Below are 19,538 nucleotides of genomic sequence, written 5' to 3'. Positions count from 1 at the left end.
CTCCCACAGGGAGAGGGCTGGGTGAGGCGCACCGTTATTGCATTTTCATTGTCGCAATCGGCTTCGGCGTGATACCAAAGTCTTCTTTCAATTCGCGCTTACTCTTCATCACCATCTGACCCTGGGTGTCGATAGTCATGTGCTGCGCATCCGTGTTATTGCGCGCCTGCCACAACATCACCAGTTGCAAACTGTTCTCTTTTTGATCCGGGGTAAGCGCGACGCCATCAGGCCATTTTCCAAGTTCTACGGCGGTAACCAGACGCTGATAAATTTCCGGCGTCATACCGTTAATCATGTCATCAATATTCACGATCTCTCCTTTTCAAAGGAATAATTTGCTGAATCGTTTTTTCAACCTTTGATCTGGTCGCCGTTTTCGTCATCGGTGAAGCTCATAGAGGCCGAGTTCACACAGAAACGTTCACCCGTTGGCTGAGGGCCATCCGGGAAGACATGACCAAGGTGCGCGTCGCAGTTTCCACAACGAATTTCGGTACGCACCATGCCGTGTGAGGAATCTGTCAGATAGCGGATTGCGTCATCGCTTACCGGCTCATAAAAGCTCGGCCAGCCGCAGCCGGAATCAAATTTCGTTTGGGAATTGAACAGTGGGGCATCACAGACCAGACAGTGGTAGACGCCGTCTCGCTTGTTGTGCAGTAAACGCCCGGTGAATGGCGGTTCTGTTCCGTGATTCTGGGTCACGTAAAACTGCATTTCTGTGAGGTTTTTTTTCAAATCGTCAGGGTTACGTTGGTTCGACATATGCTTACATCTCGCTGTAGAAACAGACATCTTTTAACCCGGATTCTAACAAAACATTAACACCCTTGCGTGCACTTTTGTTCTAAACTTATGTGTCGCGAAAAAGCGGTCAGGCAATTGTGATCTTGTTCACATTTTTATCCTGTGAGGACTTTAAAATCCCGGGCGCAGCCCCCATTGGTTGCAAGCTCAAAGGGAAAGTGAGGCGAGTCAGTCGCACAAAAGTTAGTCACAGGATTGATTTGTCGCAATGATTGACACGATTCCGCTTGACGCTGCGTAAGGTTTTTGTAATTTTACAGGCAACCTTTTATTCACTAACAAATAGCTGGTGGAATATATGACTATCAAAGTAGGTATCAACGGTTTTGGCCGTATCGGCCGTATTGTTTTCCGTGCTGCTCAGAAACGTTCTGACATCGAAATCGTTGGTATCAACGATCTCCTGGACGCTGAATACATGGCGTACATGCTGAAGTACGACTCAACTCACGGTCGTTTCGACGGCACCGTTGAAGTGAAAGACGGCCACCTGGTTGTTAACGGCAAAACCATCCGCGTTACTGCTGAGAAAGACCCAGCTAACCTGAAATGGAACGAAATCGGTGTTGACGTTGTTGCTGAAGCAACCGGTATCTTCCTGACCGACGAAACTGCGCGTAAACACATTACCGCGGGTGCGAAGAAAGTTGTTCTGACTGGTCCTTCCAAAGACAACACCCCAATGTTCGTTCGTGGTGCAAACTTCGAAACTTACGCTGGCCAGGATATCGTGTCTAACGCATCCTGCACCACCAACTGCCTGGCACCGCTGGCTAAAGTTATCAACGACAACTTCGGCATCATCGAAGGTCTGATGACTACTGTTCACGCGACCACCGCTACTCAGAAAACCGTTGATGGCCCGTCTCACAAAGACTGGCGTGGTGGCCGTGGCGCGGCTCAGAACATCATCCCATCCTCTACCGGTGCTGCTAAAGCGGTAGGTAAAGTACTGCCAGAACTGAATGGCAAACTGACTGGTATGGCGTTCCGCGTTCCAACTCCTAACGTATCCGTTGTTGACCTGACCGTTCGTCTGGAAAAAGCTGCTTCTTATGAAGAAATTAAGAAAGCAATCAAAGCTGCTTCCGAAGGCGCAATGAAAGGCGTTCTGGGCTACACAGAAGACGACGTTGTATCTACCGATTTCAACGGCGAAGTGTGCACTTCTGTGTTCGATGCTAAAGCTGGTATCGCACTGAACGACAACTTCGTTAAACTGGTATCCTGGTACGACAACGAAACCGGCTACTCTAACAAAGTACTGGACCTGATCGCTCACATCTCCAAATAAGTTGAGATGAGTGCTTGATCCAAAAAGGCGACTACGGTCGCCTTTTTTATTGCTTTAAAGACAGAGGATTGCGTAATGATTAATAAAATTTTTGCACTTCCGGTAGTCGAACAACTTACCCCTGTGCTCTCCCGCCGTCAGATCGACGGTGCCGATATTATCGTCGTTGACCATCCGCGCGTAAAAGCCTCCGTAGCGCTGAACGGCGCCCACCTCCTCTCCTGGAAACCTGAAGGAGAAGTTGAAGGTTTGTGGCTGAGTGATGCAACCTCTTTCAAAAAAGGGGCCGCGATCCGAGGTGGCGTGCCGATCTGCTGGCCGTGGTTCGGCCCGTCCGCGCAACAGGGTTTGCCTTCTCACGGTTTTGCCCGTAACCAGCAGTGGACGCTGAAAGCGCATAATGAAGATGACAACGGCGCAGTGCTGACCTTTGAGCTGCAGGCTAATGATGAAACCCGCGCCCTCTGGCCGCACGATTTCACCCTTTACGCCCGCTTTAAGCTGGCTAAAACCTGTGAAATTGAACTGGAAGCCCATGGCGAGTTCGAAACCACCTCTGCCCTGCACACCTATTTCAACGTGGGTGATATCAACGCAGTGAAGGTGAGCGGTCTTGGCGATACCTTTATCGACAAAGTGGACAACGCCAAAGAAGGCAAGCTCAGCGACGGGGTACAAACGTTCCCTGATCGTACCGACCGCGTATATCAGCATCCGGAAGCGTGCAGCGTGATCCACGACGGAGCCCTGAACCGCGGAATTGAAGTGGTTCACCACCATCACAGCGACGTGGTGGGCTGGAACCCAGGTCCGGCTGTTTCTATTAGCATGGCAGACGTACCTGACGATGGTTACAAAACCTTCGTCTGCGTAGAAACGGCTTGCGTGACGACGCCGCAGAAAGCCAGCGAAGAAAAACCATCTCGTTTAGGGCAAACCATTCGCATTGTTAAGCGCTAATCCCGCTGCACCGCTATAAAGCAAACGGGGCGCTCGCGCCCCGTTTTGATGCACTGACTGCACCGTATTAATGCACAATCAGAACTTGTAGGTCACACCAACAGAGAAAATGCCCGCCCAGGACTTGTCGACCATTGGGCTATCTTTCACTTCGTCGCTCAGACGCTCGTAACGACCAGTACCGTATACGTTCCAGTCACCGAGGAAGTTGTAGCTCGCGGTCAGCTCCAGGTACGGATCCCAACCATCATCTGCGCTGTAGCTTTTCAGACCGCTACGACGGGACTCGTTTTTAGAGACGCCATAGTAGTAGTCGTTGTAGTTCTCACTGTTGTACTGCACACCAATACCTGGCGTCAGGGTCAGCGCACCGTTGGTGTAGCGATAAAGCCACGCCAGATCCCAGATAAAGCCGTTGCTGTTATCCAGCGTATCTCCCGCCAGCGCGATACGCAGGAAGCCATACTGGGTGTTATGCACATAAGAGAGACCGGCCATCATGGTGCTCTTACGCTTGTCGAGCTGACGCAAGGCGTGACTGTCACTGTCACCTGGTTTGAAGTGCGTCGGATCGTAGTAGGCCATGATGGAGAGCTTATCGGCCGTATCGTTCCACAGATAATAGCCGCCGCCCAGACCGCGGAACCAGAAATTATCGCCTTCATAGGTGACAACCGGAACGGGGTAAAGATCACGGTCATACTGTTTGTATGGGCTGTTAATGACGCCAACGCCCGCCCCAACCGTCCACTGACTTTCCGCCTGTGCGGTGCTAACTGCGGTTACGGCGAGTACGCCTAATGCCAGAAGTTTGAGTTTGGTCACAATCCATTCTTTCCTGTAGTCAAATAATCAGCGGGTGAAGTGTAACCGCCAGACCCGTACTTCCCCAAATTTTTTGCCTGCTAATCACTTTGATTAACCCGTTATTTTTCATTTTTCAGATGACAGGCCGTTTTCATTTATATGACCACCATGTGAAGAATGCCCTTATGACTTATATCGGCAATGGAAATTTTTGGATGAGTTATTGATATGTCATTGAAATTAGATTTTATCGGCATGCAAGTTTTGCAAATGCCATCTACGCTTTAATTTAAGAAGAGTTTTCCTGAACACCCTGCGGTTCTTAGCGTCTGACCTGGCACACAGGTTGCTGCTCTGGCAGTGAGGTGCGAGAGATTCTCTTCCGGGAGCCTCCACTACTCATACGAACGGCTCTTATCCTGTGCTAAAAAACGAAAGGACGGCATGCCATGAATATATTCGATCACTATCGCCAGCGCTATGAAGCTGCCAAGGACGAAGAGTTCACACTGCAGGAGTTTCTTACCATCTGTCGGCAAGATCGCAGTGCCTATGCCAATGCGGCAGAACGGCTATTAATGGCTATTGGTGAGCCAAACATGGTTGATACTGCCCTGGAACCCCGGCTTTCCCGTCTCTTTTCGAATCGGGTGGTCGCCCGATATCCGGCGTTTGAAGAGTTCTATGGTATGGAAGATGCCATCGAACAGATTGTCTCGTATCTGAAGCATGCCGCCCAGGGTCTGGAAGAGAAGAAACAGATCCTCTATTTACTGGGTCCAGTGGGGGGTGGTAAATCATCTCTGGCTGAACGCCTGAAATCACTGATGCAGCGCGTCCCTATTTATGTGCTGAGTGCGAACGGAGAACGCAGCCCGGTAAACGACCATCCGCTGTGTCTGTTTAACCCGCAGGAAGATGCGCAAATTCTGGATAAAGAATTTGGCATCCCGCGTCGTTATCTTGGCACTATTATGTCGCCGTGGGCGGCAAAACGTCTGCATGAGTTTGGTGGCGACATTACCAAATTCCGCGTAGTGAAAGTGTGGCCATCCATTCTGGAACAGATTGCCATCGCCAAAACGGAACCCGGCGATGAGAACAACCAGGACATCTCAGCCCTGGTGGGGAAAGTCGATATTCGTAAGCTGGAAAACTTTGCGCAAAACGACCCGGATGCCTATGGCTATTCTGGCGCACTGTGCCGGTCAAACCAGGGGATCATGGAATTCGTAGAGATGTTTAAAGCACCGATTAAAGTGCTGCATCCTCTGCTGACGGCCACCCAGGAAGGTAACTACAACGGGACGGAAGGTATCTCCGCCCTGCCGTTTAACGGCATCATTCTGGCACACTCAAACGAATCAGAATGGGTGACCTTCCGTAACAACAAAAATAATGAGGCGTTCCTTGACCGTGTTTATATCGTCAAAGTGCCTTATTGCCTGCGGATCTCTGAAGAGATCAAAATTTACGAGAAACTGCTTAACCACAGTGAGCTGGTACATGCCCCTTGCGCGCCCGGTACTCTGGAGACCCTCTCACGCTTCTCCATCCTGTCGCGCCTGAAAGAGCCGGAAAACTCCAGCATCTACTCGAAAATGCGCGTTTACGATGGTGAAAGCCTGAAAGACACCGACCCGAAAGCGAAGTCGTATCAGGAATACCGTGATTACGCCGGGGTCGACGAAGGGATGAACGGTCTGTCTACGCGTTTCGCGTTTAAGATCCTCTCCCGCGTCTTTAACTTCGACCATGCGGAAGTGGCCGCTAACCCGGTTCATCTGTTCTATGTACTGGAACAGCAAATCGAACGTGAGCAGTTCCCGCAGGAACAGGCTGAACGCTACCTTGAGTTCCTGAAAGGCTACCTGATCCCGAAATACGCCGAGTTCATTGGCAAAGAGATCCAGACGGCCTACCTGGAATCCTATTCAGAATACGGGCAGAACATTTTCGACCGTTATGTCACCTATGCTGACTTCTGGATCCAGGATCAGGAGTACCGCGACCCGGATACCGGCCAGTTGTTTGACCGTGAATCCCTGAACGCAGAGCTGGAAAAAATCGAGAAACCTGCCGGGATCAGCAACCCGAAAGACTTCCGCAACGAGATTGTGAACTTCGTGCTGCGCGCCAGAGCGCATAACAGCGGACGTAACCCGAACTGGACCAGCTACGAAAAACTGCGCACGGTTATTGAGAAGAAAATGTTCTCCAATACCGAAGAGCTGTTGCCGGTTATTTCGTTTAACGCCAAAACCTCAACCGATGAGCAGAAAAAGCACGACGACTTTGTCGACCGTATGATGGAAAAAGGCTACACCCGCAAGCAGGTTCGCCTGCTCTGCGAATGGTATCTGCGTGTGCGTAAATCGTCTTAAAACAAGTGCCCGGTAGGCACTCGCGCTTACCGGGCCTACAAAATGCAAGTTGGCAAATGCAGTACGGGGGGTATATGACCTGGTTTATTGACCGGCGTCTTAACGGCAAAAACAAGAGCACGGTGAACCGCCAGCGCTTCTTGCGCCGTTATAAAGCGCAAATTAAACAGTCTATCTCCGAGGCCATCAACAAACGCTCGGTGACTGACGTCGACAGCGGCGAATCTGTCTCCATCCCTACCGATGACATCAGCGAACCGATGTTTCATCAGGGGCGTGGCGGACTGCGCCATCGCGTACACCCAGGTAATGACCACTTCGTTCAGAACGACAGAATTGAGCGTCCTCAGGGCGGCGGCGGTGGTTCAGGAAGCGGTCAGGGACAGGCCAGCCAGGATGGTGAAGGTCAGGACGAGTTTGTCTTCCAGATTTCGAAAGATGAATATCTCGACCTGCTGTTTGAGGATCTGGCGCTGCCGAATCTGAGAAAGAATCAGCATCGTCAGCTTAACGAGTACAAAACCCATCGCGCGGGCTATACCGCCAATGGCGTACCCGCCAATATCAGCGTCGTGCGTTCATTGCAGAATTCACTGGCGCGACGCACGGCCATGACGGCAGGTAAACGTCGCGAACTACGCGAACTCGAAAGCAACCTGAAAGTCGTGGAAAACACGGAACCGGCACAACTGCTGGAAGAGGAGCGCCTGCGTAAAGAGATTGCTGAGTTGAGGGCGAAGATCGATCGGGTGCCGTTTATCGACACCTTCGACCTGCGCTACAAGAACTACGAAAAACGTCCGGAGCCGTCCAGCCAGGCCGTGATGTTCTGTCTGATGGACGTCTCCGGTTCAATGGACCAGGCCACCAAAGATATGGCGAAGCGTTTTTATATTCTGCTCTACCTGTTCCTGAGCAGAACCTATAAGAACGTGGAGGTGGTCTATATTCGCCACCACACGCAGGCCAAAGAGGTGGATGAGCATGAGTTCTTCTACTCCCAGGAGACCGGGGGAACCATTGTATCAAGCGCACTGAAGCTAATGGATGAAGTGGTAAAAGAGCGTTACGACCCGGCGCAGTGGAACATTTATGCCGCGCAGGCCTCGGATGGCGATAACTGGGCAGATGACTCGCCGCTGTGTCATGAAATTCTGGCGAAGAAAATTCTGCCCGTCGTGCGTTACTACAGCTATATCGAAATTACCCGTCGTGCGCACCAGACCCTGTGGCGGGAATATGAACATCTGCAATCTATGTTCGATAACTTTGCCATGCAGCATATCCGTGACCAGGATGACATCTATCCGGTGTTCAGGGAGCTGTTTCATAAGCAATCGAGCACCAGCAATGCCTGACCCAACAGCCAGCGAATTCGCTGGCTGTTTTCTTTCGACCCCGTTCATCCCGTGCTAATGTAGAAATCTGCATACTAAATTATCACCGGGAAAATCGTTATGTCTGAAGACGTTATTGGGACAGGGACTCACCAGCAGCTGATCGCTTTACTCACCGAGCAGGGCGCACGGTTTCGCGTCATGGAGCACGAGGCGGTGGGGAAATGTGAGGCGGTGAGTGAAATTCGCGGGACCGATCTCAGGCAAGGCGCTAAAGCTCTGGTCTGCAAAGTGAAGGGAAACGGTGTAAAAAAACACGTTCTGGCGATCCTGGCCGCCGATCTGCAGGCCGACCTGAGCCAGCTTGCCAGCCATTTTGGCGGATTAAAAGCGTCTCTCGCCAGCCCGGCCGAAGTCGATACTCTGACCGCCTGCGTTTTTGGCGCTATCCCGCCTTTCAGCTTCCATCCCGACCTGACGCTGGTTGCCGACCCGCTGCTGTTCGAGCGTTTTGACGAAATCGCGTTCAACGCCGGTCTGCTGGAGAAATCCGTGATTATGAGTACCCAGGATTACCTGCGTATCGCTCGTCCTGAGCTGGTGACCTTCCATAAAGCGTAGCTGCGATGGCTGACGATCCGGTCAGCCTCTTCTTTCCAAAAACAGAACAGAGGCAACGAGAATAACGGCAATAGCGAAAAACGACGAGGAGATAATTAGCGTCTCAACAAACATGTGATCGTTCATGATGGCGATCCCTTTTGCGATATCTGTCTCCGTTTTAATCCGCGTAAATGACAAGGTTATGACAGCAAGAAAATCTTTTTAAAACTGTCCTGCGCCGCGTTTGCGCGTACTGTAAGCAAGTTAATTATTTTGGCAAGGATTCCCTATGTTTGACCCGACTCTGCTCATTCTTCTGGCGCTCGCCGCGCTCGGCTTTATCAGCCATAACACCACCGTCGCCATCTCGATTCTGGTGCTTATCATCGTGCGCGTGACCCCGTTAAACACCTTTTTCCCGTGGATAGAAAAACAAGGCCTCACTATCGGGATAATCATACTCACCATCGGGGTGATGGCCCCCATCGCCAGCGGCACGCTGCCTGCATCAACGCTGCTGCACTCGTTTGTAAACTGGAAATCGCTGGTGGCGATTGCGGTCGGTATTTTTGTTTCGTGGTTGGGCGGTCGCGGCGTCACGCTGATGAGCAGTCAGCCCTCGCTGGTGGCGGGTCTGCTGGTGGGAACCGTGCTGGGTGTAGCGCTTTTTCGCGGCGTGCCAGTGGGCCCACTGATTGCAGCGGGGTTGGTCTCACTGTTTATTGGGAAGTCGTAGTCAGGTTAGCCATATAACGTGCCGGTGTCTGGCCAAGCCCCTTCCTGAACATGGTGATAAATGCGGTGGTAGAGTCATAGCCCAGTGTCTGTGCCACCTGCTGTACCGACTTCCCGCTAATCAAATGCTGTAGCGCCACAATTAACTGCAGCTGATGACGCCAGCGGCGAAAGCTTAAACCGGTTTCTTTCACCACCAGCCGCGCCAGATTGCGTTCGCTCATGGCAAAGTGGCTCGCCCACTGTGCCAGCGTCTGCCAGGCGGCAGGTTCTTCCGCCATCTTTTCACTCATCAGCCGAATTTTGGGGTGAGGTGAAACGGGTAACTGCAAATGCTCCTGACGCTGCAGCGGCAGTTCATCAAATAAGACATCCACCAGGCGTGACGTAGCCGCAAGATGAAGCTGTTCACGCGACTTTTCTGCCAGAGATAAAATCAGTTCCCGTACCAGGGGAGAGATTTTCAGGGTGCAGCAGCGATCGGGCAAACTGGCAGCACCGGGTTCAATGAATAAAAAACAGAGCTGTGCTCCCGGCGTAGCCCTGTTACTGTGCGGCATCTGGCCGGGGATCCAGACAGCATACTGAGGCGGTACCATCAGCATGGCATTTTCTACTTCGCAGGTGATAGCACCACCAAGGGCCAGAATCAGCTGCCCCTTACGGTGATGATGCAATGGAATATATTGTTCCTCCGCCACCACGCGGATGCGGAACGCGATGGCCGCATCGTGCTGGCTATCAGGATCGTAGCCATCCAGTCCCAGACCGATCATCATGTTGTCCGATATTAGCGATAAACTGTCATTTTAGCCTGATTTCAACCACTGAGAAAATCGGTATTGTGTGCCCTCGCTTGAACGTATGAGAACACAATGACAACTGCTATTCGCATCTCTGGAAAACAAAGCGCGCTGTTGATCGCAGGCATCCTGATGATTGCCACTACACTGCGCGTTACCTTCACCGGGGCAGCCCCCCTGCTCGACGCTATTCGCCTTGATTATGGCTTAAGCACGGCACAAACCGGTCTGCTGACCACCCTGCCTCTGCTGGCTTTTGCGCTTGTCTCCCCGCTCGCCGCAGGTGTCGCCCGGCGTATCGGCATGGAGCGAAGCCTGTTTATCGCCCTGCTGCTGATTTGCGCCGGGATTGCGGTTCGCTCCCTGCCCTCGGCAACGTTGCTTTTCATGGGTACGGCGGTAATTGGCTGCGGTATTGCGCTGGGGAATGTTCTGCTGCCGGGATTAATTAAACGTGATTTTCCAGGTCAGGTAGCCCGTCTCACCGGGGCCTATTCCCTGACGATGGGGGTCTCTGCGGCGTTAGGCTCTGCGCTGATTGTTCCTCTGGCACAAGGTGACGCTGGCTGGCATGGCGCACTGCTGATGCTGATGGTGTTTCCCCTGATTGCACTGCTGCTCTGGCTGCCACAGTGGCGTCAGAAACACGTCGCGACGGTAACGGGCGCTGGGGCGTTGCATAATCGCGCGATCTGGCGCTCTGCTCTTGCCTGGCAGGTGACGCTGTTTTTGGGGATTAACTCGCTGATTTACTATGTCATCATCGGCTGGCTGCCGGCGATATTACTCAGCCACGGATACAGCGAAGCACAGGCCGGCTCGGTGCATGGTCTGTTACAGCTCGCCACCGCCGTACCAGGTCTTGTTGTGCCGTTGATCCTCCATCGTCTGAAGGATCAGCGGATAATCGCCGGGGTTGTGGCTCTGATGTGTGCAGTCAGCGCGGCAGGATTGTGGTTCGTACCTGAGATGGCAGTCCTGTGGACACTGGTGTTCGGTTTTGGCACCGGCGCAACGATGATCCTCGGCCTGACGTTCATCGGCCTGCGCGCCAGCTCTGCACACCAGGCTGCGGCGTTATCCGGTATGGCGCAGTCATTTGGCTATCTGCTCGCTGCCTGCGGTCCACCGTTGATGGGAAAAATTCACGATACTGCGGGAGACTGGCGCATCCCACTTCTGGGCTGCGCGTTGGCTGCGGTGGTCATGGCCATCTGCGGTATGCTCGCCGGGCGTGACCGGGAGATCACGCCCCGTTAAACATTGTGGCGGGCCGTCGGGTCTGCCTTTTTTAGCCGCGCGCCGCGCGCAGCATCGCCTGTACCAGTACCACCGGGCGACCTTCCAGTGCCGCACGCTCATGCTGGAATAAGGTGATCACAAAGAAGGGGTGGGTAACCAACTCTGCAGCGCGGATCTCACCCTGCTCATCCCAGCCAGTCACGCGCATATCACCGTTTTCAAGCGCCTGTGCAAACGCCGGCGATACGCCATAGTTACAATGATAGCCCTCTTCAATTTCCGGCTTACCATAGGCTTTCGCGATCAGCGTGTTATTACGCAGCTCAATGGCATCGGTTTTTTCCACCAGCGAACAGGCCAACGGTGCAATCACCATGGTGCCTTCGGTATCCGTTTCGGCATGTGCCGCATCGCTCCAGCCCAATACGTTACGGGCATACTCAATCAACGCATGCTGGAACCCACCGCAGGTACCGAGGAACGGAATGCTGTTTTCACGGGCATAGCGTGCAGCGATAAAGGCAGCTTCCGTGTTTTTATAGGGGCTTGCAGGAACCAGCCAGATGGCATCGTACCCTACCAGATCTTCAGGACTGGTCAGTTCGGTCGTGGCAAGCCAGTCGTAATCGGCGGTGAGGTCGAGGACTGCTGCGGCGTCGTCAATGGCCAGCGGAATCGCCTGATGTGCAATAACATTAGGATTGTAATCGCCAACCAGCGCAATGCGCAGCGTCGTTTTTACCGGGAGGTGTTCCATGAAAGGTTCCTTATGCCAGGGAATTATCAGATAACATAAGGAACCTCAGACTACCGATCTTCTGCAATTATCACAATACCTTAAATTAGGAGGGTGGAAATATGATTCAATGCAAACGCGTCTATGAGCAGGCAAGCCCGGACGATGGTTATCGGGTTCTGGTTGACAGGCTCTGGCCGCGAGGAGTTAAAAAAACGGACCTCGCGTATGATGAATGGTGTAAAACCCTCACGCCGTCAAATGAATTACGCAAGGCCTTTCACGGAGAAGCCATTGATTTCGCAGCCTTCAGTGAAGCCTATCGTGAAGAGCTGGCGCAGCACAAAGAGGAAGGAATGCGCCTGGCGAAGCTGGCAAAAAAGCAGACCGTCACCCTGCTCTACGGCGCAAAAGATAAGACACAAAATCATGCCCTGGTATTAGCCGACTGGCTGCGCCATCTATAATCAGTCGATCATCAGCTCATCAAGGGTTTGCGGTGTTTCATCCGGGGTAAGCGGCATCAGGTGTTCAGGGCGAACAAATGCAAAGCCGTGCTGATTGTCAAAGGCGTAGACATCTCCCGTTACCAGCCAAAGCGCGCGATCCGCCGTTGCGGGCAGTTCCGTCATAACACCATTGACCGGGTTAACGAAACGTAAGCCAGGCTGGCAAAGACCAAATAACTCAACGGATTTACCAATATTGCGACGACCAGAGGCAGTGCGGGCACCGATGATCATCGCCATGCTGCCCGGTTTAAGCTGAAACATACTTCTCTCACGGTAAAGGTGGCCAGAAACTGGCTAAGAATAATCCTAAAGAGAAGTGTATCGCAGTCAATATGTCATTGTCACCTGGTGGGTTGCGGATGATCGCGACGATAAAGCGTCCATTCATCGATCACTTCGCCACCCGGTAACTTGCACTCCGTGCGGACACCCTGTGGGCTTTGAACAGGGATCTGTTCCCCGCCTTTCTCCAGACAATAAACGGAGGCCGGGTTTGCCATACCGACAGCGTGTGGTGGTTTCGGCGCATCAGGTGGCGTTGTTTTTGTGGTGCAGGCGATCAGAGGGAACGCCAGCGCCAGAAGCAGAAATCTCATCTTGTTGATCCTTTTGAACTCATCAATAGTTTAAGGGTAACGGGTCACTCGCGCTTTCTCCATGGTTTCTCCATTTTAACTGCACTTTTCAACACTATAGTATGACGTGTTCTCGATATGACCAGAGAACATCATTCCGTAATCAAGATGTCTTTGCCCCGGTCTCAACAACGGGGCTTTTTTTCACCAGCGCCTCTCCCTCTGCATATATTAAATTTTCTATATTCATGTTTTACTATGCCAGAAGTCTAAAAATTCAGCATAACATGCAGATGCAGACGTCTTCTGCATGGGAGTCATTCTACGCCATGTCGGATATCATCCTTGCCCGTGTTTCAGAAACCCTCGCCACTGAACAATCCCTTGAAAGTCTCGTTCGTCAGCTGCTGGAGATGCTGGAAATTGTGACCGATATGGAGTCGACTTATCTGACGAAGGTCGATATCAAAGCACGACTGCAGCATATTCTCTATGCCCGCAACAGCAAGCAGATGGAGATCCCGGAGGGACTGAGTGTTCCATGGGATGAAACACTGTGTAAGCGCGCACTGGATAGCAATACGCTATTCAGCAATGATGTTCCTGAACGTTGGCCTGATTGCGAGGCTGCGAAAGCGCTTGGCATTACCACCTACATGAGTATTCCTGTTCATCTTGCTGATGGTTCACTTTACGGAACGCTCTGCGCCACCAGCACGGCAAAGAAACCGCTCAGCGAGCGCGGCGAACAGGTTCTGAAATTGTTCGCCGGGTTGATTGCCCAGTACATTCAGAAAGAGTCTCTGGTGGCCCAGCTTCGGGAAGCCAATGCCGCGCTCATCGCGCACTCTTATACCGATGCCCTTACCCGCTTACCCAACCGTCGAGCCATTTTTGAGGATCTGACGACCCTGTTTTCTCTGGCGCGACACCTTAAACGTAATGCCATCATCGCGTTTATTGACCTGAATGATTTCAAACTGATTAACGATCGTTACGGGCATGAAGCTGGCGACCAGTTCCTGGTTGAAGTGGGCAAGCGTTTGACGGAAGAAAAACTGCAGGACGATATCATTGGCCGGTTGGGCGGCGATGAGTTCCTGGTGGCTTCTCTGAGCAAAACGGGCAATGAAGGTGATAGCACGCAGATAAACCTGCTAAAAACACGCCTCAGCGCCTGCATTGCGGGTGAATACTGGTTGGGCAGTGTCCATATCATTTACCCGGGAGCCAGCATTGGCGTTATCGAAGTTGATCCTGACGTAACCGATCCGGACAGTGCGTTACACGCCGCTGATATCGCGATGTATCAGGATAAGAAAGGAAAAAGCAAAACACGCTTTCTCACTATGGATTAACCCCGTACACTCTACGGCGTTATAGAAACCGAAACAGGTGATGATATGAGAATAGGGATCCTCTTCCCGGTCGTTATTTTTATAACGGCTGTGGTTTTTCTGGCGTGGTTTTTTGTCGGTGGTTACGCAGCACCGGGGGCATAAATGAGAAAAACAACCCTCATTATGTTGATCGTTGCCATTGGGGCTTTTGCCGGTACACAGCTCGGCTGGTGGTAAACCCGCTACGTAAAAAAGGCTGCCCTCTGGCAGCCTTTTTCAACGCGTTCAGATTTAGCTTTTGATTTTTCTGTAGACAAACAGAACAACCAGCGCACCAATCACTGCAACGACAAAGCTGCCGAAGTTAAAGCCATCGACCTTGCCAAAACCGAACAGCGTACTGATCCAGCCGCCGACGACCGCGCCGACAATCCCCAGTATTACGGTAACAATAAACCCACCGCCATCTTTGCCCGGCATGATCCACTTCGCCAGAATACCCGCAATAAGCCCAAAGATAATCCAGGATAAAATTCCCATAACTTTCCTCTCTGTATGGTTTTTGTCATTAAATCAACGACACAAAAAGAATAGCACAGGATCAGAGAAAGAAAATTTGTGATAAGCATCACAGTGAGAGAGCGTCTGTTTATTCACCAACAAAAAAGAGCGTTTCACATAAATTGTGGGGTTGCATCTTTTGTTGAGAAAGATTATCTTTCTCAACACTGAGTGGTTGAGTAAAAGACTCAAGTATTCAGTACGACATTGCTCACATTGCTTCCAGTATTTCTTGCCCACTCTTGAGTGGGCTTTTTTTTCTGCTCATACCCCAACAAAAGCGTACTGGTTACGGCCGGCGCGTTTTGCCTGATAAAGCGCCTGGTCTGCAGCAATGATAATACTCTGCTGGCTACCGGCTATTTCTACAGCACGTGCAGTGGAGACCCCTACGCTTACCGTTACCCGCCCAAAAGGACTAAAAGCATGTTCAATTTGTAAAGAGAAGACATTACGAATAATCGTCTGAGCAATACGCCGCGCCTCCTGGATATCTGCATCAGGTAAGATCAGCGCAAACTCCTCCCCGCCATACCGCGCCACAATCTGGTTATCACGGGTAAGACTTTTCCTGAGAGTGTCTCCCAGTAGAGCCAGGCAACGATCCCCTTCAGGATGGCCATAGTTATCATTGTATTTTTTGAAGTAATCCACATCCACGATCAGCACCGAAATCGGCGCACCGCGCGCTATGCAACCCGCAATTTCCGAGAGTATTTTTTCATCAAAACTGCGGCGGTTGAAAAGGCCTGTCAGCGCATCCTCAGAGGCAATAATCTTCAGCTCTTTGTTATCTCTGGTTTTTCGTGATAAATCCGAATACAGGAAATACGACGCCACAATGAGTATTACGGTAAAAACGAAAATAAGAACGGCAAGCTGAATAGCCTGCTTGCGCCAGGGAGAGAGTGCTTCATCGGTGCTGACGGCCACCGTGGTGACCAGTCCGTAACGTGTGTTTTTCTCATAGGCATAAATGCGTTCGATTTTATCAAACCGGGAAATAGAACTGGCGATCCCGGTATTTTGTACCTTGAGATATTTTCTGAAGAGAGGCGAATCAGAGACAATCGCGCCAATATAGTTATTTTTAAAGGGATAACGGACCAGCAAGACGCCTGACTGTGTCGTTAAGCCAATGACGCCAGAATGACCAATATTAATCTGCCCGTAGAGCGCCAGAAAGTTTTCGATGCCCAGTGTCACAACGACGACACCATTAAACGCTCCGGTATGGGTTTCAAGGCGTCGGCTAATGGTGATAACCCATTTACCATTAGTTCTGCTTACCACAGGCTCACCAATAAAAATCTGCTGACTCTTATTATTCTTGTGGTAGATAAAAAAAGCCCTGTCCACTCCTTTCCGGGGGCCAGAAAAAGTTTCGTGCAATGCGGTAAAGAGTTCGCCCCGGACATCGTAAACAGCCACATTATTAATCTGGGTAAGGAGATTATCCTGGTTGCTTATCATCCGCTGGATATTGGTCGCCTGTTGTGGGGTCATGCCATAAATTTCGATTATGTCGGAAACCGTCGTAATCAGCATTTCGCTTTGGCGCATGATCCCCTCAGTATACACATCCAGGGTATGACTCAGGTTGGCAACGCTGGTATTAATTTGCTGGATTGACTGCTGTCTGGATGTGCTAATTTGGACAGCAAGCGAAAGCGAGATGATCAATGAGACAATGATGACGGTAATGGTTGTTGTGTAGAAAGTATTTTTTACATGCACGAGCTTTTCCACCTTATCACGCCTGACATCCCTGGCTGACAACTCTTGTCACTGTAACAAAGCTCAGGATAAGAGGAAAATGAATTGCACTTAAGCATACAACAGAAGCTGGCCTTAATTGCATTTTACAAACTCATAGTCTCCCTGGGCTTAGATAAAATGACTTTAATAAAGTCAATATAGGAGACGGGCTTACCAAAATAGTATCCCTGCAAAAGGGTAATCTCATTACGGTTGAGATACTCCAGTTGCTCCCTCGTTTCTACGCCTTCAGCCACAATGCGCAATGACAGTTTTTTAGCCAGATCAATGACGCAGTCCAGCAGAATCGTTGAATCCTTCTCCTCAGAGACCCGGTTTACAAAGCTCTTATCAATTTTAATATAATCAATAGCCAGTGCATTAAGGCACGAAAGCCCTGAATAGCCCGTCCCAAAATCATCCAGTGCAATGACAAAGCCAGCGTTATGTAGCGTGTTGAGATTTTCCACAAGATGAGGATTATCGATCAACGGTTCACGCTCCGTTACCTCGAGGACCAGTTTAACTTCTTTCCCCTGAAACCCCTTTCCGAAGACACGACAGTCACCAATGAAAGAAGGTGCATTGATATGTCTGGCGCTGATGTTAACTCCGATGTGAAACCCGTCTGGTAGCTTAGGCAGAAGCGGCTTTAGCTGGTTGACCACCTTCGCCATTAACCCTTTGGTCAGAGGAATAATCAAACCGCTCCGTTCCGCAATCGGAATGAAAACATCCGGCGGGATAAAACCCGATTTTGGATGCTTCCATCTTGCTAATACCTCAACACCGTACAGCCCACCGGTATCACCATTGACGATCGGCTGATAATAAGGAACGATCTCTCCGTGCAAAATGGCTTTCCGCAGATCGTCTTCAAATGAGGAGCTTTTCCCCTTGTAACGACGGATCAAAAATCCAACCGTAACGGACAATGCGAGAATGAGCAGTATCAGGCTCCATCCTTGTTGCAGTAATCGCCTCAGACTGAAAAAAGCGGGTGGCTGCCAGACCACGCTAAACGGGAAATGCGCCGATGCCGTTAACGCCCCTGCCCATGAGGCGGCTTTCCAGTCCCTCACATCACCGGTGCGCGCAAGCATTCTTTCACCTACAACCAACGCCATGTCAGCGCTATTTGTTGCGCTTGCAATCACATCCCGCAAATGTGCGTCACTTACGCTGACAATCACGCGCCCATCCGCGATCGACATCTGGAAAATGAGAACCGGAATACCATTCACCAGTCGATTACCCGGTAACAGCATCAATGTTTCGTTGGGTAACGTTTGAGGACGAACAATTAATACGCCATTTCCCGGCAGTGAGGTACAAATGATTTGGCCTTGCTGCTGGATCATCACGGCACGCAGATGCGGTTTCAGTGCGGCTTCTGTCCCCAGCTCCAGCTGTCCGTCACGGGTACATCCCTGTGCAGCAACATGCTTAGCGGTATTGGCGGCACTGACAGCTTCAGCAAGAATATTATCTATTTTTTGAGTGCTTGCGGCGGCGGTCTGGGTGTAACTGAGTGTAGCCATATGCCATAACTGCCAGTTAATAATTAACATGCCACTCAGAAAGAGAAATAAAGCGCAGAGGATGGGCATCATAAGGTTGCGCATGATTTTTCCTTACCAGAAAAACAAGTAGGGTTCCTGAAAAAGGCGCTATGTTTAACTCAGCGTTGCATATAGCATTAAAAATAGCTTAGTCAAAAGCTATCTTAAAAAACTGATGCTTTTGCATGAGTTATCGTTCTGAATGTGATCAACGGGCGTGACTATCAGGCTTGTGCCTGGTCCTGTCTGTGTTAGGATTTGTAAAATGAGGGAGCAGACAGGATAACGGGAAAATGAAAAAGATCATTGCTGTTGCTATCATTTCAACACTTCTGGTCGTCCTGTCTCTTTATGCGGTCAATGCGGTTATCGTTAGCCAGCAGAAGAGCAAACAGCTTGAGATTTCCCATACGCTTTTACAATATTCAGAAGACCTGTCCCAAAACGTGGCGCTGGCTCTCAAAAGCATCACTACACAGGGATGTGATAAAACCAGTCTTGATAGTTACAGGCAAATAAAACTCGACAGTCTCTATTTTGGTGACGTCGGATTCATAGAGAAAGGAAAAATAGTCTGTACTGCTTTTTGGGGTAAACTCGCTACTCCTGTTGCACTTCCTGCAGAACTGCATAAAACCCCAAGGGGCTTTCTTCTGGCCCAGTTTGACAAAAAAGAGTTTTTTACAGGTAACGCGGCAATTTATCATAACATTATTATCTTCACCTCCCGCTACGCTTACGATAAATTCTCTCCGGTTACAGCGAGTTACTCTCTGGTAATGACTCCAACTTACTGATAGTGTTTTATGTTCAGATAATGCCCGATGACTTTGTCATGCAGCTCCACCGATTTTGAGAACGACAGTGACTTCCTGCCCAGCCTTGCCAGATGCTGCCTCAGATTCAGGTTATGCCGCTCAATGCGCTGCGTATATCGCTTGCTGATAACGTGCAGTTCTCCCTTCAGGCGTGATTCATACAGCGGCCAGCCATCCGTCATCCATACCACGACCTCAAAGGCCGACAGCAGGCCCAGAAGACGCTCCAGCGTGGCCAACGTGCGTTCACCGAATACGTGCGCCACAACCGTCCTCCGTATCCTGTCATACGCGTAAAACAACCAGCGCTGGCGTGATTTAGCGCCGACGTAACCCCACTGTTCGTCCATTTCCGCGCAAACAATGACGTCACTGCCCGGTTGTATGCGTGAGTTTACCGACTGCGGCCTGAGTTTTTTAAGTGTCGTAAAATCGTGTTGAGGCCAACGCCCATAATGCGTGCACTGGCGCGACATCCGACGCCATTCATGGCCATATCAATGATTTTCTGATGCGTACCGGGTTGAGAAGCGGTGTAAGTGAACTGTAGCTGCCATGTTTTACGGCAGTGAGAGCAGAGATAGCGCTGATGTCCGGCAGTACTTTTACCGTTACGCACCACGCCTTCAGTAGCTGAACAGGAGGGACAGCTGATAGAAACAGAAGCCACTGGAGCACCTCAAAAACACCATCATACACTA

At 50.8% G+C, this 19,538-nt stretch carries 22 protein-coding genes and 1 pseudogene; 11 read left to right on the top strand and 12 right to left on the bottom strand.

The window, feature by feature from the left end; all coding sequences use genetic code 11:
- Positions 1 to 34 precede the first annotated feature (34 nt).
- Both LCD46_08905 and msrB read right to left on the bottom strand, forming a co-directional pair.
- On the bottom strand, positions 35 to 313 hold the full coding sequence (locus LCD46_08905; protein ID UOY72408.1) for a YeaC family protein: 279 nt from the start codon (positions 311 to 313) through the stop codon (positions 35 to 37).
- 41 nt (positions 314 to 354) lie between these two features.
- The gene (msrB, locus tag LCD46_08900) at positions 355 to 768 is read right to left on the bottom strand and encodes a peptide-methionine (R)-S-oxide reductase MsrB (GenBank protein UOY72407.1); all 414 of its coding nucleotides are present in this window, start codon (positions 766 to 768) and stop codon (positions 355 to 357) included.
- Positions 769 to 1,108: 340 nt separating this feature from the next.
- Here msrB and gapA point away from each other — a divergent pair, with 340 nt between their 5' ends.
- Together gapA and LCD46_08890 are read left to right on the top strand one after the other, a co-directional pair.
- A complete protein-coding gene (gene gapA, locus LCD46_08895; protein ID UOY72406.1) occupies positions 1,109 to 2,104 on the top strand; it encodes a glyceraldehyde-3-phosphate dehydrogenase in 996 nt (331 codons plus the stop codon).
- Positions 2,105 to 2,179: 75 nt separating this feature from the next.
- Positions 2,180 to 3,064, top strand: a complete 885-nt coding sequence (locus LCD46_08890; protein UOY72405.1) for a D-hexose-6-phosphate mutarotase — start codon at positions 2,180 to 2,182, stop codon at positions 3,062 to 3,064.
- A gap of 78 nt (positions 3,065 to 3,142) precedes the next feature.
- Here LCD46_08890 and LCD46_08885 read toward each other — a convergent pair whose 3' ends face one another.
- Positions 3,143 to 3,889: a MipA/OmpV family protein gene (locus LCD46_08885; GenBank protein ID UOY72404.1), complete on the bottom strand. Its 747-nt coding sequence runs from the start codon at positions 3,887 to 3,889 to the stop codon at positions 3,143 to 3,145.
- A 431-nt stretch (positions 3,890 to 4,320) separates the two neighbouring features.
- On the opposite strand from LCD46_08885, the gene yeaG reads away from it, so the two are divergent.
- The 3 genes from yeaG (at position 4,321) to LCD46_08870 (ending at position 8,213) form a co-directional block, all read left to right on the top strand.
- Positions 4,321 to 6,255 carry a protein kinase YeaG gene (yeaG, locus tag LCD46_08880; protein UOY72403.1) on the top strand — a complete coding sequence of 645 codons (1,935 nt, stop codon included), beginning with the start codon at positions 4,321 to 4,323 and terminating at the stop codon, positions 6,253 to 6,255.
- Positions 6,256 to 6,329: 74 nt separating this feature from the next.
- Positions 6,330 to 7,613, top strand: a complete 1,284-nt coding sequence (locus LCD46_08875; protein UOY72402.1) for a YeaH/YhbH family protein — start codon at positions 6,330 to 6,332, stop codon at positions 7,611 to 7,613.
- A gap of 99 nt (positions 7,614 to 7,712) precedes the next feature.
- The gene (locus LCD46_08870; protein ID UOY72401.1) at positions 7,713 to 8,213 is read left to right on the top strand and encodes a YbaK/prolyl-tRNA synthetase associated domain-containing protein; all 501 of its coding nucleotides are present in this window, start codon (positions 7,713 to 7,715) and stop codon (positions 8,211 to 8,213) included.
- Positions 8,214 to 8,234: 21 nt separating this feature from the next.
- Here LCD46_08870 and LCD46_08865 read toward each other — a convergent pair whose 3' ends face one another.
- Positions 8,235 to 8,339 (bottom strand): hypothetical protein, encoded by a 105-nt coding sequence (locus tag LCD46_08865; GenBank protein ID UOY72400.1) that lies wholly within the window; start codon positions 8,337 to 8,339, stop codon positions 8,235 to 8,237.
- Positions 8,340 to 8,484: 145 nt separating this feature from the next.
- Between LCD46_08865 and LCD46_08860 the strand changes: the two genes are divergently transcribed.
- On the top strand, positions 8,485 to 8,931 hold the full coding sequence (locus tag LCD46_08860) for a DUF441 domain-containing protein (protein UOY72399.1): 447 nt from the start codon (positions 8,485 to 8,487) through the stop codon (positions 8,929 to 8,931).
- Here the strand turns inward: LCD46_08860 and LCD46_08855 are convergent.
- Positions 8,915 to 9,709: a helix-turn-helix transcriptional regulator gene (locus tag LCD46_08855; protein UOY72398.1), complete on the bottom strand. Its 795-nt coding sequence runs from the start codon at positions 9,707 to 9,709 to the stop codon at positions 8,915 to 8,917. The genes LCD46_08860 and LCD46_08855 overlap by 17 nt on opposite strands.
- A 96-nt stretch (positions 9,710 to 9,805) precedes the next feature.
- Here LCD46_08855 and LCD46_08850 point away from each other — a divergent pair, with 96 nt between their 5' ends.
- Entirely contained in the window at positions 9,806 to 10,993 is a 1,188-nt protein-coding gene (locus LCD46_08850; GenBank protein ID UOY72397.1) for a CynX/NimT family MFS transporter, read from the top strand.
- A gap of 31 nt (positions 10,994 to 11,024) precedes the next feature.
- Here LCD46_08850 and LCD46_08845 read toward each other — a convergent pair whose 3' ends face one another.
- Entirely contained in the window at positions 11,025 to 11,732 is a 708-nt protein-coding gene (locus LCD46_08845) for a CTP synthase (protein UOY72396.1), read from the bottom strand.
- Between the two features lie 101 nt (positions 11,733 to 11,833).
- On the opposite strand from LCD46_08845, the gene LCD46_08840 reads away from it, so the two are divergent.
- Positions 11,834 to 12,178, top strand: coding sequence for a DUF488 domain-containing protein (locus tag LCD46_08840; protein UOY72395.1), 345 nt, complete (start codon positions 11,834 to 11,836; stop codon positions 12,176 to 12,178).
- Here LCD46_08840 and LCD46_08835 read toward each other — a convergent pair whose 3' ends face one another.
- Positions 12,179 to 12,484, bottom strand: a complete 306-nt coding sequence (locus LCD46_08835) for a hypothetical protein (protein ID UOY72394.1) — start codon at positions 12,482 to 12,484, stop codon at positions 12,179 to 12,181. It abuts the gene before it with no gap.
- 80 nt (positions 12,485 to 12,564) lie between these two features.
- Positions 12,565 to 12,819, bottom strand: coding sequence for a DUF333 domain-containing protein (locus LCD46_08830; GenBank protein UOY72393.1), 255 nt, complete (start codon positions 12,817 to 12,819; stop codon positions 12,565 to 12,567).
- A 308-nt stretch (positions 12,820 to 13,127) separates the two neighbouring features.
- Between LCD46_08830 and LCD46_08825 the strand changes: the two genes are divergently transcribed.
- Entirely contained in the window at positions 13,128 to 14,156 is a 1,029-nt protein-coding gene (locus tag LCD46_08825) for a sensor domain-containing diguanylate cyclase (protein ID UOY72920.1), read from the top strand.
- Positions 14,157 to 14,201: 45 nt separating this feature from the next.
- Positions 14,202 to 14,300, top strand: coding sequence for a YoaK family small membrane protein (locus LCD46_08820; protein UOY72392.1), 99 nt, complete (start codon positions 14,202 to 14,204; stop codon positions 14,298 to 14,300).
- Between the two features lie 129 nt (positions 14,301 to 14,429).
- Here the strand turns inward: LCD46_08820 and LCD46_08815 are convergent, their stop codons facing one another.
- The 3 genes from LCD46_08815 to LCD46_08805 all read right to left on the bottom strand — a co-directional run bounded on the left by LCD46_08815 (position 14,430) and on the right by LCD46_08805 (position 18,082).
- Positions 14,430 to 14,678 (bottom strand): GlsB/YeaQ/YmgE family stress response membrane protein, encoded by a 249-nt coding sequence (locus LCD46_08815; protein ID UOY72391.1) that lies wholly within the window; start codon positions 14,676 to 14,678, stop codon positions 14,430 to 14,432.
- A 285-nt stretch (positions 14,679 to 14,963) separates the two neighbouring features.
- A complete protein-coding gene (locus tag LCD46_08810) occupies positions 14,964 to 16,436 on the bottom strand; it encodes a sensor domain-containing diguanylate cyclase (GenBank protein ID UOY72919.1) in 1,473 nt (490 codons plus the stop codon).
- A 125-nt stretch (positions 16,437 to 16,561) separates the two neighbouring features.
- Positions 16,562 to 18,082, bottom strand: a complete 1,521-nt coding sequence (locus tag LCD46_08805) for a cyclic diguanylate phosphodiesterase (GenBank protein UOY72390.1) — start codon at positions 18,080 to 18,082, stop codon at positions 16,562 to 16,564.
- 230 nt (positions 18,083 to 18,312) lie between these two features.
- Between LCD46_08805 and LCD46_08800 the strand changes: the two are divergent.
- Positions 18,313 to 18,795: pseudogene (locus LCD46_08800) on the top strand (CSS-motif domain-containing protein).
- 14 nt (positions 18,796 to 18,809) lie between these two features.
- Here LCD46_08800 and LCD46_08795 read toward each other — a convergent pair.
- A protein-coding gene (locus LCD46_08795; protein ID UOY72389.1) for an IS1 family transposase occupies positions 18,810 to 19,507 on the bottom strand; the annotation gives its coding sequence in 2 pieces (ribosomal slippage) (positions 18,810 to 19,258 and positions 19,258 to 19,507; 699 coding nt in all).
- Positions 19,508 to 19,538 lie beyond the last annotated feature (31 nt).

The sequence above is a fragment of the Enterobacter ludwigii genome, from assembly GCA_023023105.1.
Classification (GTDB): domain Bacteria; phylum Pseudomonadota; class Gammaproteobacteria; order Enterobacterales; family Enterobacteriaceae; genus Enterobacter; species Enterobacter adelaidei.
This window is presented reverse-complemented; position numbering and strand designations above follow the sequence as displayed.

Excerpts from the sequence above, each read along its gene's own strand:
- LCD46_08860 (UOY72399.1), top strand. The coding sequence starts at position 8,485 with ATGTTTGACCCGACTCTGCTCATTCTTCTGGCGCTCGCCGCGCTCGGC.
- LCD46_08830 (UOY72393.1), bottom strand. The coding sequence starts at position 12,819 with ATGAGATTTCTGCTTCTGGCGCTGGCGTTCCCTCTGATCGCCTGCACC.
- LCD46_08870 (UOY72401.1), top strand. The coding sequence starts at position 7,713 with ATGTCTGAAGACGTTATTGGGACAGGGACTCACCAGCAGCTGATCGCT.
- LCD46_08835 (UOY72394.1), bottom strand. The coding sequence starts at position 12,484 with ATGTTTCAGCTTAAACCGGGCAGCATGGCGATGATCATCGGTGCCCGC.
- LCD46_08890 (UOY72405.1), top strand. The coding sequence starts at position 2,180 with ATGATTAATAAAATTTTTGCACTTCCGGTAGTCGAACAACTTACCCCT.
- LCD46_08850 (UOY72397.1), top strand. The coding sequence starts at position 9,806 with ATGACAACTGCTATTCGCATCTCTGGAAAACAAAGCGCGCTGTTGATC.
- msrB (UOY72407.1), bottom strand. The coding sequence starts at position 768 with ATGTCGAACCAACGTAACCCTGACGATTTGAAAAAAAACCTCACAGAA.
- LCD46_08865 (UOY72400.1), bottom strand. The coding sequence starts at position 8,339 with ATGAACGATCACATGTTTGTTGAGACGCTAATTATCTCCTCGTCGTTT.
- LCD46_08875 (UOY72402.1), top strand. The coding sequence starts at position 6,330 with ATGACCTGGTTTATTGACCGGCGTCTTAACGGCAAAAACAAGAGCACG.
- LCD46_08815 (UOY72391.1), bottom strand. The coding sequence starts at position 14,678 with ATGGGAATTTTATCCTGGATTATCTTTGGGCTTATTGCGGGTATTCTG.
- yeaG (UOY72403.1), top strand. The coding sequence starts at position 4,321 with ATGAATATATTCGATCACTATCGCCAGCGCTATGAAGCTGCCAAGGAC.
- LCD46_08845 (UOY72396.1), bottom strand. The coding sequence starts at position 11,732 with ATGGAACACCTCCCGGTAAAAACGACGCTGCGCATTGCGCTGGTTGGC.
- LCD46_08855 (UOY72398.1), bottom strand. The coding sequence starts at position 9,709 with ATGATGATCGGTCTGGGACTGGATGGCTACGATCCTGATAGCCAGCAC.
- LCD46_08820 (UOY72392.1), top strand. The coding sequence starts at position 14,202 with ATGAGAATAGGGATCCTCTTCCCGGTCGTTATTTTTATAACGGCTGTG.
- LCD46_08840 (UOY72395.1), top strand. The coding sequence starts at position 11,834 with ATGATTCAATGCAAACGCGTCTATGAGCAGGCAAGCCCGGACGATGGT.
- gapA (UOY72406.1), top strand. The coding sequence starts at position 1,109 with ATGACTATCAAAGTAGGTATCAACGGTTTTGGCCGTATCGGCCGTATT.
- LCD46_08825 (UOY72920.1), top strand. The coding sequence starts at position 13,128 with ATGTCGGATATCATCCTTGCCCGTGTTTCAGAAACCCTCGCCACTGAA.
- LCD46_08805 (UOY72390.1), bottom strand. The coding sequence starts at position 18,082 with ATGCGCAACCTTATGATGCCCATCCTCTGCGCTTTATTTCTCTTTCTG.